12 protein-coding genes and 1 tRNA gene are annotated in these 14682 nt (G+C 46.5%); 9 read left to right on the forward strand and 4 right to left on the reverse strand.

Annotated elements, in window-relative coordinates; translation table 11 throughout:
- Nucleotides 1–59 precede the first annotated feature (59 nt).
- The 7 genes from ACT6PV_RS06375 (at nucleotide 60) to ACT6PV_RS06405 (ending at nucleotide 8016) form a co-directional block, all read left to right on the forward strand.
- Nucleotides 60–2168 carry a carbon starvation CstA family protein gene (locus ACT6PV_RS06375; protein ID WP_445115592.1) on the forward strand — a complete coding sequence of 703 codons (2109 nt, stop codon included), beginning with the start codon at nucleotides 60–62 and terminating at the stop codon, nucleotides 2166–2168.
- Nucleotides 2165–2467, forward strand: a complete 303-nt coding sequence (locus ACT6PV_RS06380) for a YbdD/YjiX family protein (RefSeq protein ID WP_445115593.1) — start codon at nucleotides 2165–2167, stop codon at nucleotides 2465–2467. Before ACT6PV_RS06375 ends, ACT6PV_RS06380 begins: the two co-directional genes overlap by 4 nt.
- Before the next feature lie 130 nt (nucleotides 2468–2597).
- Nucleotides 2598–3512: an AAA family ATPase gene (locus ACT6PV_RS06385; RefSeq protein ID WP_445117045.1), complete on the forward strand. Its 915-nt coding sequence runs from the start codon at nucleotides 2598–2600 to the stop codon at nucleotides 3510–3512.
- A 3-nt stretch (nucleotides 3513–3515) separates the two neighbouring features.
- Nucleotides 3516–4472 (forward strand): DUF58 domain-containing protein, encoded by a 957-nt coding sequence (locus ACT6PV_RS06390; protein WP_445115594.1) that lies wholly within the window; start codon nucleotides 3516–3518, stop codon nucleotides 4470–4472.
- Between the two features lie 4 nt (nucleotides 4473–4476).
- A complete protein-coding gene (locus ACT6PV_RS06395) occupies nucleotides 4477–6516 on the forward strand; it encodes a transglutaminase family protein (protein ID WP_445115595.1) in 2040 nt (679 codons plus the stop codon).
- An 18-nt stretch (nucleotides 6517–6534) separates the two neighbouring features.
- A tRNA-Val gene (locus tag ACT6PV_RS06400) sits at nucleotides 6535–6611 on the forward strand.
- A gap of 487 nt (nucleotides 6612–7098) precedes the next feature.
- Nucleotides 7099–8016: a hypothetical protein gene (locus ACT6PV_RS06405; protein WP_445115596.1), complete on the forward strand. Its 918-nt coding sequence runs from the start codon at nucleotides 7099–7101 to the stop codon at nucleotides 8014–8016.
- Nucleotides 8017–8158: 142 nt separating this feature from the next.
- Here ACT6PV_RS06405 and leuE read toward each other — a convergent pair whose 3' ends face one another.
- The 3 genes from leuE to ACT6PV_RS06420 form a co-directional block, all read right to left on the reverse strand.
- Entirely contained in the window at nucleotides 8159–8818 is a 660-nt protein-coding gene (gene leuE / locus ACT6PV_RS06410; protein WP_445115597.1) for a leucine efflux protein LeuE, read from the reverse strand.
- Nucleotides 8819–8927: 109 nt separating this feature from the next.
- Nucleotides 8928–9917 carry a transaldolase gene (gene tal, locus ACT6PV_RS06415; RefSeq protein WP_445115598.1) on the reverse strand — a complete coding sequence of 330 codons (990 nt, stop codon included), beginning with the start codon at nucleotides 9915–9917 and terminating at the stop codon, nucleotides 8928–8930.
- An 89-nt stretch (nucleotides 9918–10006) separates the two neighbouring features.
- On the reverse strand, nucleotides 10007–10897 hold the full coding sequence (locus ACT6PV_RS06420) for a LysR family transcriptional regulator (protein WP_445115599.1): 891 nt from the start codon (nucleotides 10895–10897) through the stop codon (nucleotides 10007–10009).
- 89 nt (nucleotides 10898–10986) lie between these two features.
- Here ACT6PV_RS06420 and aceI point away from each other — a divergent pair, with 89 nt between their 5' ends.
- Nucleotides 10987–11409, forward strand: coding sequence for a chlorhexidine efflux PACE transporter AceI (gene aceI / locus ACT6PV_RS06425; protein ID WP_445115600.1), 423 nt, complete (start codon nucleotides 10987–10989; stop codon nucleotides 11407–11409).
- Between the two features lie 81 nt (nucleotides 11410–11490).
- Here the strand turns inward: aceI and ACT6PV_RS06430 are convergent, their stop codons facing one another.
- The gene (locus tag ACT6PV_RS06430) at nucleotides 11491–13020 is read right to left on the reverse strand and encodes an acetyl-CoA C-acetyltransferase (protein WP_445115601.1); all 1530 of its coding nucleotides are present in this window, start codon (nucleotides 13018–13020) and stop codon (nucleotides 11491–11493) included.
- 242 nt (nucleotides 13021–13262) lie between these two features.
- Here ACT6PV_RS06430 and ACT6PV_RS06435 point away from each other — a divergent pair, with 242 nt between their 5' ends.
- Complete coding sequence (locus ACT6PV_RS06435; protein ID WP_445115602.1) at nucleotides 13263–14654, forward strand: 3-oxoacyl-ACP reductase; 1392 nt, start codon at nucleotides 13263–13265, stop codon at nucleotides 14652–14654.
- Nucleotides 14655–14682 lie beyond the last annotated feature (28 nt).

The raw sequence follows: 14682 nt of genomic DNA on the forward strand, positions 1-14682 counted from the left end.
TCTGATGATGGAAATAACAACAATGGGACTGCGTTTTGTAATCAGGATATGAGGTCTTTATGGAAAATATTCAGACGAAATCTACAGCAATGTCCAGGCTGATGTGGGCTGTAGTCGCCGTGATCGGTGCAGTATCTTTCGGGATACTTGCGGTCAGCAGGGGTGAGCATGTGAATGCGGTGTGGCTGGTATTGGCCGCAATATGTGTATACAGCATTGCCTATCGTTTCTATAGCCTGTTTATTGCCAATCGGGTATTTGAACTGAATTCACGGCGTTTGACGCCGGCACATCGCCTGGCAGATGGCCTGGATTATGTGCCGACCAATAAATACGTCCTTTTTGGGCATCATTTTGCTGCGATTGCCGGAGCCGGACCACTGGTCGGCCCTATTCTTGCGGCGCAGATGGGTTATTTGCCCGGGACCATCTGGCTACTGATTGGTGTGGTGGTTGCCGGAGCGGTCCAGGATTTCCTGGTGCTGTTTATTTCCACCCGCCGTGATGGACGTTCGCTTGGTGAAATGGCCAAACAGGAACTTGGTTCCTTTGCCGGGATCATTGTCATGCTCGGCGCACTGGGCGTCATGATCATTATCCTGGCGGTACTGGCGCTGGTGGTGGTCAAGGCACTGGCACATAGTCCGTGGGGCGTATTCAGTATTGCAGCCACCATTCCCATTGCGTTGTTCATGGGCGTTTATATGCGTTATTTACGTCCGGGCAAAATTGCTGAGGTTTCCATTATCGGTTTTGTCCTGATGATGCTTGCCATTGTCTATGGCGGAGACGTTGCTCAGCATCCTTATTGGGGACCCTTCTTTACCCTAACGGGCACACAGCTGACCTGGTGTCTGATTATTTATGGTTTTATTGCATCGGTTTTGCCGGTGTGGTTACTGCTTGCTCCACGGGATTATCTGTCTACATTCCTGAAAATCGGGGTGATTGCCGGACTGGCGGTTGGCATTATGGTGGCGCTGCCCATGCTGAAAATGCCTGCGGTGACGCATTTTATTGATGGGACGGGGCCGGTATTTTCAGGCAGTCTGTTTCCGTTTCTGTTCATCACCATTGCCTGTGGTGCCATTTCCGGTTTCCATGCGCTGGTTTCAAGTGGGACTACCCCCAAACTGGTGGACAATGAAGTCAATATCCGCATGATTGGTTATGGCGGTATGTTAATGGAATCATTTGTGGCAGTGATGGCCATGATCTGCGCCACAGTACTGGAACCGGGGGTTTATTTTGCAATTAATGCGCCAGCAGCCGTGCTGGGTACCACGGTGGAAAGCGCTGCTGAGGCCATACGTCAGCTGGGCTTTGTGGTGACACCGGAAAGTCTGAGCCTGCTGGCACAGGAAGTTGGTGAGTCGACCATTCTGTCACGTACTGGTGGCGCTCCGACATTTGCAATTGGTATGGCGCATATTATTACGGAAATCTTTAATAATCGTTCGATGATGGCTTTTTGGTATCATTTTGCCATCCTGTTTGAAGCACTGTTTATTCTGACTGCGGTGGATGCCGGTACCCGGGCCTGTCGTTTTATGGTGCAGGATACTGTCGGCATTGTGATTCCTGCCATTAAAAAATCCGGGTCATTTATCGGCAACGTACTGGGCACCGCGGTTGCCGTGGGCGGATGGGGGTTTTTTGTCTATCAGGGCGTGGTTGATCCATTGGGTGGAATCAACTCATTGTGGCCATTGTTCGGTGTCGGCAACCAGATGCTGGCAGCGATGGCGCTGATTCTTGGGACAGTGATCCTGTTTAAGATGAAAAAAGAAAAATATGTGTGGGTGACCATTGTGCCTACAATTTTCCTGTTAATTACCTGTATGACCGCTGGCTGGCAGAAGATTTTTCATGAAAATCCGAAAATTGGCTTTTTGTCACAGGCAAATCGCTTTTCCGATGCGCTCGCACGGGGTGAAATGCTGGCCCCTGCAAAAACCGTGACTGAAATGCAGACTGTCATATTATCCAATCAGGTCAATGCGATACTGTGCGGTTTCTTTATGATCGTTGCCGTGGTGATGGTGATTGCCTCCATCGGAGTGATCCGTCGGGCGCTGGCCAGCCGGGAGCCGACCGTCAATGAAGCACCGGCTGTTTATGTGACCTCTGATGATGTCAGTGTCAGTTCAGGAGCAAAATCACCATGAAACTGAAAATTGCCCGTCAGGGCCAGGCAATGATGGTCCGGTTGATTAAAATGACCATCATGTCGCAGAAGGATTTAATTCTGAATCCGAAAAACTGGTCCCGCATCGCCACACTGTGGCAGCGTCTGCAGCAAAGTTTCCGGCTGATGGTCGGTGTGCCTGATTACACTGGTTATCTGGAGCATATGCAGCAGCATCATCCCGATTTAACCCCAATGGATGCCAAAACATTCTATCGTTACTGTGTGGATGCCCGTTATCCCGGAGCAGGTGGCGGTATGAAAAAGTGCCCATGTTAAAGTTTAAACAGGAAATCAATTGATTTCTTTGGAAAAAGTGAAAAACGGTGTATGTTAGCCATACACCGTTTTTTATTGGGGAATAAAGGTGATCCGGGGAATGAAAAAAAGTCAGTATCATGATGAAATCATGCAATCTGATGCTGAACTGCTGATTTTTCATGAGAAAACAGACCAGTTTCTGATACAGATTAATCAGATCATCCTGGATAAAAGCCAGCAGACCAGGCTGGCACTCAGCTGTCTATTGGCCGGTGGCCATGTGCTTTTTGAAGATTTACCCGGTCTGGGGAAAACCACGCTGGCCGGCAGCCTTGCCCATCTGACCGGTTTGGACTTTCAGCGCATTCAGTTTACCAGTGACATGCTGGCCAGTGATGTGATTGGCATTAACATGTTTAATCAGCAGGAGCACCGGTTTGAGTTTAAGCATGGACCGGTTTTCACTCAGATTTTGCTGGCGGATGAAATTAACCGCTGCAGTCCGAAAACACAGAGTGCGTTGCTTGAAGCCATGGAGGAGGGCTGTGTAACGGTGGATGGGATCCGTCATCCACTGCCTCAGCCGTTCTGGGTGATTGCCACACAAAATCCATTATTTCAGAGCGGTACCTATGCCTTGCCTGAGTCTCAGCTGGACCGTTTTTTAATGCGGCTGACACTGGGCTATCCTTCACGGTCTGCTGAAAAACTGTTGTTACAGCAAAATTCCCGGCATACTTTGATTACCACATTCAATGCGATATTCAGCCGGCAGGAGATCATTGCACTTCAGGCACGGGCAAAGCAGGTCGCTGTGGGTGAAACGGTACTGGGCTACTTACTGGACCTGGCAGAGGAAACCCGGAAAGGCCGGCATGGTTTATCCACTCGTGGTGTACTGGCACTGAAACAGGCCGCGCAGGCGTATGCCCTGGTTGGGAAACGCACTTTTGTAACAGCGGATGATGTGCAGGCCGTTTTTGTTGCTGTAACAGCACACCGTATCGGGCTGAGCGAAGCAGAAACCTTGCTGCTGATGCAGAAAGTTGCCGTCAATGGTTGATGGATGGCCAGTATGATCTTCCGGGCAAAATTACAGACATGGCTGAACCGGCGTTTTCAATACCGGGCTGGCAGGACTCTGAAACAAAAAGATGTGCTGGTATTTATTGATCAGCAGGGGCTTTTATATGTTGTGCTGATACTGATCACCTTTGTTGCCGGGATCAACTATGCCAATAATCTGGTACTCGGCTTCTGTTTTTTGATCAGCGCCATTTTGTGTATCAGTTTTTATCTCACCTTTAAACAATTGCATGCCTTATCCGTCGAAATTACCCTGCCTGAAACAGGACGTGTCGGGGAGGCACTGACGCTCAGATTGTTTTTTAAACAGCAAACCAGCACCCCCAGATATTTGTTTCTGAAATGTGGTGATCAACTGCAGCAACTGATGGTGCAGGGCTTAAGCCAGACTACGGAGATACATCTGCTGGCTGATCAGCGTGGTGTGTACCCTATGCCGCGGATTTTGCTTTATTCCACCTATCCACTGGGACTGGTCCGGGCATGGACTTATTTTTATCTGTCTGATGAAATCTGGATTGCCCCCAGGGCACAGGATTTTCAGTGGGAAGATCATGCTTTTGCAAATAGAGGCTTGCCGGACATGAACGAATTTCATGACCTGCGTTTGTTTCAGGCGGGTGATTCCTTCCAGGCGGTGTCCTGGAAACAGCTTGCAAGGGGGCAGGGACTTTATGTCAGACAGTTTGAAGATCAGCAGGATAAACAGCGCCTGAGCATTGATTATGCACACATGCCTGCCCGGTTACATGAACACTCACAGGAGCAGCCACACAATCAGTCACACGAACAAAAGCTCAGTCTGATGATGGGGCTGGTGGATAGCTGTGAACAGCGGCAGATTCAGTATCAGCTGATCTTACCCCGGGCAGAACTGGCTTATGGACAGGGCGCATCACAGTATTTACAGGCCCGGAAATTGCTGGCGCAGGCATGAGATCATGAATCGTTCCATTCAAATATCAATGATTGTGGTCCTGAGTCTCATCTGGCTGGCTCAACTTGCATTTATTCCAGTGCCACTGGCGCTGATTTTCCTGTGTATGTTGCTGACGCTGGTGTGGCGCTATCAAAAAAATACAGGAGTGCAAAATCAGCAGAGCCTGGTGTCCAGGGTCATCAAAATCCTTTTTGTTGTGATGTCACTGGCTGTGATCTATCTGGACTATCAGAGTCTGCTGGGTGTGGGGGCCGGAACGGCTGTTTTAGCCACTTTTTTATATGCCAAAGCACTGGAAACACAGCAGCAGCGGGATGTCATTGTCCTGTTTAATTTTGCGTTATTCGTCAGCGCAAGTTTATTTTTATACAGTCAGTCTATGTGGATGGCCTTATTGGTCCTGTGCTGTTTAACCAGTGGTCTTGTCGGATTATATCGGGTGCAGACCCAGGCATTTTCGCGGGGTGACAGTGATAACCACCCGGGACATTTCAGAGCCGATGCTCGGCATGTCGCTCATATTGTTGCACTGGCGATTCCATTCTTTGTACTGCTTTTCCTGTTTTTTCCGAGGTTGCCACCACTCTGGCAAATTCCCATAGCCAGTGATAAAGGCGTAACAGGCATCAGTGACCGGATGTCTCCAGGGGATATTGCAAGTTTATCGCAGTCTTCCGCGCTGGCTTTCCGCATTCGTGGTGATATGAAGAAGTTGCCGGATCGTCAGAATTTGTACTGGCGTGCGATGGTGCTGGATCAATATGATGGCACCACGTGGACCAGCAGCTTTTTAAACCGGCAAGTCCGAAAAGCACCCATTTTAAAACAATCAACACAGTCGCTGGATTATCAATACCTGGCGGGTGACAATCGGGTGCAATGGATCATGGCACTGGAACACTCCATTCCCTTACAGTCTGGTTTGCAGCTGCATCACGATGGGTCAATTACACTGGAACGTCAGCTGCAGAGCGCACAGCCGCTTTCATTTGCCTGGCTGGGTAATCATCCGGACCAGTCACAGCCAGTACAGAATTCAGCATTTGAATATCGGTTTAATCAGATTTATCTGCAACATGGTGATCCAGCAGCACAAAAACTGGCACGACAATTATTTGACTCGGTTCATCATCATCCTGAGCGTTATATTGCTGCTGTTCTGCAATGGTATAAAAACCAGAATTTTGTTTATACCCTCAGCCCGGGACGCTTGGGACAAAACAGAATTGATGAATTTTTGTTTCAGTCCAGACAGGGTTTTTGTGAACATTATGCCTCGAGCTTTGTCATGCTGATGCGTTATGCTGGAATTCCGGCTCGGGTGGTGGTGGGGTATCAGGGAGGACAACTGGCACCGGATGCCCAGAGCTGGGAAGTGCGTCAGCTTGATGCGCATGCCTGGAGTGAAGTATTACTGAATGGGCAGTGGCAGCGGATTGATCCGACCGCCATCATTGCGCCACAGCGAATTGATCTGGGTATGCAGGACTACATGGGCAATGAGCGTGAGGTTTTTGGGCAGGGAACCACATCTGCCTGGCAATACCGGCAATTTTCCATGCTGAGAACACTGCGGGTATGGAGTGATTACGCCAGTTATCAATGGCAGAGTAAAGTGGTCGGTTATGATGCGGACAAGCAGAATGGCTGGTTGAGTCAACTGGGCCTGAATGCCAGTTATGCGTACGCCATCATGCTGATACTGGGAGGACTGCTCATTGGCGCTCTTTATTTTCTGGTGATGAAACTGCGGACGGCCAGTCAGGTCACTGCTGTAGATCGTGTGTTGAATCGTTTTACCAGACAACTGGCTCAGAAAGACCGAAAAAGGGATGCAGAAACGTTTCAGCAATGGATGTTGCGTCTGGCCGGGCAGGTTGATCAGCAGCAACCTTTCAGGCAGGCGAATGAAATATTTCAGAAAATTGTCTATCAGCAGGATTCAGCTGATGAACATATTGAACAATTGCAGTTATTGCTTAAAGAATGCGCTGATAGACTGAAATCATCGAAAAAAACTTGTCATGATTCTGAAAAATGAATATGATGCTCGAACTTTAGGCGTATAGCTCAGTTGGTTAGAGCGCTACGTTGACATCGTAGAGGTCTCCAGTTCGAGTCTGGATATGCCTACCATATACACATCAAAGGTTTGCAAGGAATTTCATGTGCTTGCAAACCTTTTTTGTTGCCTGCTATTTGCAGTATTTATTGAGAAAAATGCCGAAAATACGGCATAATTTACGCCTAAAAATGAAAATACCAAAACCGAGAAAAGGAGGTGATGCATATCGCATAGAGATTATATTCAATGGTCAGCGATATTCATGTACTCGTGGTATAACAAGGGAATTTGACTGCACTTTTAGGCAAGCTTCCCATTATGGCAAGCCGGGAAAATTGTGTCGCAGCAACTCCATAAGATATTGGCGTCCATAATGAATCCGTAAGTTGGTACGGAACGATAAACATGATTTATGGGTAAGGTCATGGCAGAGATCGAAAAGGGATACAGTAAGATCAATAGGACTCGGCCGGGCCTATGCAGGTTTTGTAGATTCAGGCTTAGGTGTGCATACTGATTGGACCGTCGGTGGACATCACACAATAAGATTTTCATTTAATGATATTCGAACAACTCAAACTACTGCAACAAACTGTAATTTATCAGCAGGATGGCCATGGAGTTGATGAAATGAAATTAGCAAAAAAACACATTCTTTATTTATGTTTTTTTATAGTGGTGGCCGTTACCTTACTCTTCTTTATTAAAAAGGAGGAAACCACAACCAATGGAAATGGATTGCTGCACAAAGAAATATCAAAGGAGGAGCCAGCCATTGAAAACGGGAATCAGGAAGATGTTCCTTTAAATGTAACGAAGGATACCAGGGATAATCAGGGAAGAATGGACAGGAGTTCTTTTGTGGCCCTGGTTAATTTTTCTGAAATCATGAAGAAGGGTGCCGAAAATAATGGTGTGGTATATACCTCTTTGAATAATCTTGATCCCGTCAGCCGAAAAGGGGCTGAAGGCGAGATTAAAAACTTGTATGAAAAGGGCAGTTTAAGTGGGGGACTGCGAGTCAGTGAATTTTCTGAACTGGAAAAGGCCCGGGAGAATCTACAGAAGGAAGGTATTAAAAAAATCTCATCTCAACTTGACAATTTTGCTGGTACGAATGATCAGATTCTAAATGATTATGGACTGAAGCTGACAGGTGCTCAGAATTTTGGTCGCTATGACAGTGAGAATGGCTGGAACAGTATATATAAGCTCTATGAAGGTGCAAACCAGAAAGTTGAAATTGAGCAATCCTATTTAAAGGCTGGCGAATCGTCTCATCAATTTATCGCTGAATCCCTGAATATAGCATTAAATCAAAATACACCTGCTCGGTATGAAAAATTGTCATCAGACTTAATTGAAAAACTAACCTTTGTGAATGACAGTAATTATTATCAGATCAATGGTCAAAATCTTAAGCCTGATCAGATACAGGAAATTGCGAACAAGATTATTGCAACAGAGAAGAAGTAATAATTTAATTCTTTTAAATTTGAAAAAAGATAATTGAGTATAATATTTCAAACTATTGTCGTTATTTTACAACCATCAGGGGCTGTTGTGACTGAATCTGTATTGAAATGCAGGGCTTTTTACAACGATGAATCACGTGTGTTCAGCCGAGGCTTGAGGTCGCCAGTTTCAGCCCAAAACCGCAGAACAGCAGTCCAATGCAGATTATGGCAACCGCGGTTACTTTATATCTGCGATTAAAAAAAGCAGCGAGTTTGATCCCTGAAAAAATTAACATACTTAAATAGACCATACTGAGTGTCAGCAGGATTACTGACAATATGGCAAAACTTACAGCAGGATAGGGATAAGCCGGATCGACAAACTGTATGAAAAACGATAGATAAAACACAATGGCTTTGGGGTTTAAAATACTGATGGTCAGTGCAGTTCTGAATGGATGGGGCTGTTTCAGTACAGATAACGATGATGGCGCAGCACTGGTTTCATGATCCATTTTGCTGTGCCATGTGTGCCAGCCGGAAATGAGCAACTTTATACCCAGCCAGAACAAATAAAGGGCGCCGGCCATTTTCAGGATGATAAATAGCCAGGGAAAAGCATGCAGCAATGAAGCTGCCCCCAGTACTGTACATAAGATCAGTACAACATCTCCGGCAAAAATACCCAATACGCCGGCATAGCCTGCCCGGATGCCGGACCTTGAAGCAATGGACATGATATAGAGAGTATTGGGGCCGGGTAATATCACAATAAAAACCGCGCCAATGATATAGGTCACAATATCGGTGATACCGAACACAGTCTTCTCGTTGATGGATAAAGGGATGAATCAAAACAGCAGTGAAAGTCGATCTGTTCATGGGAGATGACAATTGTTCAGGACAAATCGACTTCAATGGATGCCGGTACTAAGTCCTGATGGTTGCATCTATACCGAAAGACTGACGTAACAGGGTGCTGAGTTGCTCACGGGCCTTAATGAAACCATCGATTCCGCCCTGTAACAGCTGAAATGCCATCAGGTCAGTTTCCAGCTGGTTCTTGAATTGTTCCTTGTCCAGGACCTCATGAATACCGGCAGCCGATTGCTGTGAAGTTTCAGCAGTCAGTTGCCGCTGTACAGTCCGCTGATCCTGTTCAAGTGCTGCCAGCAGTGCAGGAGCAACCGTGAGCAGATCACAGCCTGCAAGTCCCAGCACCTGATCGACGCTGCGGAAGCTGGCGCCCATGATTTCAGTCTGGATACCGTGCTGTTTGTAATATTGGTAAATGTGTCTGACCGATAATACGCCTGGATCTTTTTCAACTGGATAATGCTCAACATTTTCCGCTTTTTTATACCAGTCCAGGATACGGCCAACAAAAGGCGAGATCAGGGTAACACCGGCATCGGCACATGCGCGGGCCTGGTGTAAGCCGAATAACAGGGTCAGGTTGCAGTGAATGCCTTCTGCTTCCAGCACCCGGGCTGCCTGAATGCCTTCCCAGGTTGAGGCGATTTTAATCAGAATTCTATCCTGATCGACGCCATAATCCTGATACAGCGCCAGTAATTCCTTTGCTTTGACAATGGTTGCTTCTGTGTCATAGGACAGTGCTGCATCGACTTCTGTGGAGACACGGCCCTGAATAATCTTAAGAATTTCCACGCCCAGTCTGACAGTCAGAATGTCAATGCTGCGCTCAATCAGCTGATCTGTATGATAGCCTTCAGATTTTGCCTGAATATAAGCGGCTTCAATCAATTCCTTATTTTCAGGTAAATTGGCAGCAACGGTAATTAATGAGGGGTTTGTGGTTGCATCCTGGGGGCGGAATTGCTGAATTGCATTTAAATCACCCGTGTCTGCGACAATGGTGGTCAATGCTTTAAGCTGGTCTAATGCGGATTGAGTCATTGTGATCTAATTCTTGATTCAGGTATCTATATTATTATTTATAACATAATGTGCTTTTTTCTAAAGCAGGAAATCCCGGTAAATATACATTATTTTGTATAAATTCTTTGATTTCTGATGTGATCAATCAAAAAACGGGCAGCGGCTCCCAATGCATTTTCACGGCTCCATACCAGGTCGACATAATATTCAAATCTGGGGGTGAAATCTGAAAAGTTTAAAATTTTTAACTGTTTTTTAAAAATGGGGTTTTCATCCAGCATGTCGCTGGGTAAAACGCCCCAGCCCAGTTGCTGCAGAATCATGGTGCATGCAGAATGATGATTGTCTGTTCGCCAGTATTTTTTTGAATATAACAGTTCAGGGCGAATATGCCGGTCACGGCTGGCCACCACAATTTGCCTGCTCTGTAAAATCTGTTCAAAACTGACCTGTTCAGACTGCGCCAGTGGGTGCTCCCAGGCTGCAACAGGCACCAGTGAAATCCGTTTTAACTCGACAAACTGTTCGCTGCTTTGTAGATGTTCCCGCTCAAACATCAAGGCAAGCTGGGCAGACTGGTTCATCAGCAGCTGCAGGGCATCTTCCTGTGGTGCAGAGTAAATATTGATCTGTAACTCCGGAAACTTTTGTTCCAGCTGTGCAATATAATCAGTCCAGTGGATGTGCAGCAGTTCGGAGACAATGACAATATTCAGTGAAGACTCCAGGCCTGTGCTGAGTGCATTGGCCTGTTGTTTCCATTGATTCATCTCTATTAACAGCTGCTCAGTTTTTTCATACAGGGTCAGGGCCTGTAAGGTGGGAGTCGGTTCTCTGCCTGAACGCTCAAACAGATTGATGTTCAGGTCTATTTCCAGTTGTGCAATGGACATACTGACCGCAGAAGGGACTTTGCCCAGTTTTCTGGCGGCAGCTGAAAAGGAACCGTTTTCAATCACGGTTTTAAAGATGGTGAGCTGTTCCTGGTTAATATTCATCTATCAATAATTCTGAAAGGATCTGACTCGATTTATCAATATTATAAAAATAAAATAGCGATTGTCGAGTTTAAATTGAGCAATTAGATATGCTGATTTCAAAAAGAAGGATCATCCATGCATTCAGCTATGAAATTATTCTGCTGATCATCATTGCGATGGCATTGAGTTTTATTTTTGAAGTGCCACTGGAGCTTTCCGGTACCCTGGGAGTCGTCATGGCACTGACTTCCGTAATATGGAATATGGTCTTTAATCATTTCTTTGAAAAGTTTGAAGCCAGTCGTCAGCTGAAAAGAACTGTTGCTGTGCGTATCTGGCATGCGCTCGGTTTTGAGGGCGGGCTTATGCTGATCACTATTCCAATGGTGGCTTATGCCATGAAGATGGCACTGATTGAAGCCGTATTGCTTGATTTCAGTATAACCCTGTGTATTCTGGTGTATACCTTTATTTTTCAATGGGGCTATGACTATGTTGAAATGCGACTGGACAGTAAGGGTTCTACATGAGTCAATTGTTTTTATCAGCCCTGCCATAAAATAAGCACCCATTGCGGGTGCTTATTTTGTCATAAAAGTCAGTGGATGGACTTATTTTTCCACTATTGCCGTCACGCCCTGACCACCGGCTGCACAGATTGAAATCAGCACACGGCCAGAGCCTTTCTGGTGAATCAGTTTCGCAGCAGTCGCCAGAATACGGCCACCTGTTGCAGCAAATGGATGACCTGCCGCCAGTGATGAACCGTTTACATTCAGTTTTGAACGGTCAATGGAACCCAGTGGCGCATCCAGTCCCAGGCGTTCCTTACAGAATTTCGGATCTTCCCATGCTTTGAGAGTAGACAATACCTGAGATGCAAAGGCTTCATGAATTTCGTAATAATCAAAATCCTGAAGTTTCAGGTTAGCCCGCTTCAGCATACGTGGTACCGCATAAGCCGGTGCCATCAGCAGGCCTTCTTTTTTCACAACAAAGTCAACGGCAGCTGTTTCAGAGAAGCTCAGATAGGCCAGTACTTCATGGCCATTGTCTTTTGCCCACTGTTCAGAAGCCAGTAATACCACGGATGCACCATCGGTTAATGGTGTGGAGTTACCTGCTGTCATGGTGGCGTTTTCGCCTTTACCAAAAACAGGTTTCAGTTTTGCCAGTTTTTCCACAGATGAGTCAGGACGTAAGTTATTATCACGTTCCAGTCCCAGAAATGGCGTCATCAGGTCATCAAAGAAACCGGCTTCATAAGCTTTGGCCATTTTTTGATGGGACGTGGCAGCAAGCTCATCCTGGGCTTCACGGGAAATGCCCCACTCAAGTGCTGTAATTGCCTGATGTTCCCCCATGGACAAACCGGTACGTGGCTCACCATTTTTCGGCGCATCCAGCAGATGTTTGAAGTTAATTGCAGACAGGGCTTTTAAGCGGTCTTTGGTTGTTTTTGCTATGTTCAGTTCCAGCAGTGCTTTACGTAGTCCATCACCGACAGAAATAGGTGCATCGGATGTGGTGTCCACACCACCGGCAATCCCGACTTCAATTTGTCCCAATGCAATTTTATTTCCCACCTGGAACGCGGCCTGAAGACCTGTTGCACAGGCCTGTTGAATGTCATAAGCCGGAGTTTCCGGTGCAAGCTGGGTATTCAGTACGCATTCACGGGTCATGTTAAAATCACGGCTGTGTTTCAGTACTGCACCTGCTGCAACCTCACCCAGACGTTGCCCTTGCAGATTAAAGCGTTCCACCAGTCCATTCAGGGCTGCTGTCAGCATGTCAGAGTTGGACGCTTTAAAATATGGACCATTTGAACGTGCAAATGGAATACGGTTACCACCAATGATGGCAACGCGACGAACAGTATTTTGACTCATGGTTTTATCCTGTTTGGCAGAAGCTTTTGTTGCAGGTGAGCTGGCAGATCCAGTTTTGGCTGAATTTGCAGCAGCGGTTTTACTGCGCGTGGAAGCGGCAGTAGAACGTGTACGGGGTGTTTTGGGAGCAGTTGTGCTGGACGCTGTGCCGGTGCTTTTGGTGGCACGGGTCCGTGGTTTTGATGTATTTGACACAGTTTCCGCTGTCGGATTATCAGTCGTGGAATTCTTCTGAGTTGTTTTGTTCATAAGGCTTTACCAAGCATGTTTACGATATTTCTGAGTATACAATAACATAATCGTTTTATGTGTCGAATTGACTAAGATGACGTTTCAGTATGTATTCAGGTCAAGACATCAAAACTTTATCTCAAGTATGATTAAACGGAAACGAATACGTCTGTTAAAATATGCATGGCTGACCTGACATGGGCATCAGCATTTATTTTTCCGGATTGATTCAAAAAATTAATTTGCAGTGAGATAATAAAATGTCTGATCAATACCAAGTATTTGCAAAATCTCCTATTGGTAATTTCATTATCAAAAACCTGGGATTGCCGTCACCGGTTGAACTGGATCGTTTTGAAGCACCGACCCCGGTCATTCATGGCGCTGTATTACTTGGCGCAGCGCCGGGCAGTTCATTATCCGCTGATATTGCCCAGATACTCAGTAATATTCATGCCAACAGCTATGCCGGTAACAACAGTGAGCTTCAGCAGGTTGCTGCCAGGGCAGGACTGACTTTAAGTGCATTCAATGAAGGTGATAAAGAGTCAAAGTTTAAGGCCGTGGTTTTTGATGCATCCGGTATTCAGAATTCAGAACAACTGCATGAACTGTATAAATTCTTTAACCCGATTGCCCGGCAGATCCAGACGTCCGGTCGTGTGATTGTTGTTGGTCTGACTCCTGAATCTGCCGGCAGTGTTCAGCAGGCCATTGCTCAGCGTGCGCTGGAAGGTTTTGTGAAATCCGTGGGCAAGGAATTTAAAAAAGGCATTGCAGCTCAACTGGTTTATGTGGATCAGGCTGCCTCAGCCAATCTGGAGTCTACGTTACGTTTTCTGCTTTCTCCGCGCTCTGCCTATGTGTCAGGTCAGGTCATCCGGGTTTCAAAAGCCAGTGTGGTGGATGTTGACTGGAGCAAGCCACTGGCCGGTAAAACCGTATTGGTTACAGGTGCAAGCCGTGGGATCGGGGAAGCCATTGCTCATGTCATGGCACGTGATGGTGCACATGTCATCTGTCTGGATGTACCGCAGCAACAGGCTGATCTGGATCGTGTCGCCGCTGAAATCGGTGGGTCAGTGCTGGCGCTGGATATTACAGCAGCAGATGCAGGAGAAAAAATCAAGGCGGTAACGGCCACTCAGGGCGGTCTGGATGTAATTGTACATAATGCCGGTATTACCCGTGACAAAACCCTGGCCAATATGAAGCCTGAATTGTGGGATCTGGTGATCAATATCAATCTGACTGCTGCGGAGCGGATTAACGATTTCTTACTGAATAATGATGGGCTGAACGAAAATGGCCGTATTATTTGTGTATCATCAATTTCAGGTATTGCAGGAAATCTGGGGCAGACCAACTACGCTGTTTCCAAGGCCGGTGTGATCGGTCTGGTAAAATTTACTGCACCCATGCTGAAAAAAGGAATGACCATTAATGCGGTGGCACCGGGTTTCATTGAAACCCAGATGACAGCAGCGATTCCATTTGCCATACGTGAAGCCGGCCGTCGTATGAACTCCATGAGTCAGGGCGGACAGCCTGTGGATGTTGCAGAAACCATTGCATTATTTGCCTCAGCTGCTTCAACAGGATTAAATGGCAATATAGTCCGGGTCTGTGGTCAGAGCTTACTCGGCGCCTGATGTCACTGATTAAAGGGATGCAATGTCA

Source organism: Acinetobacter sp. WZC-1 (assembly GCF_052544965.1).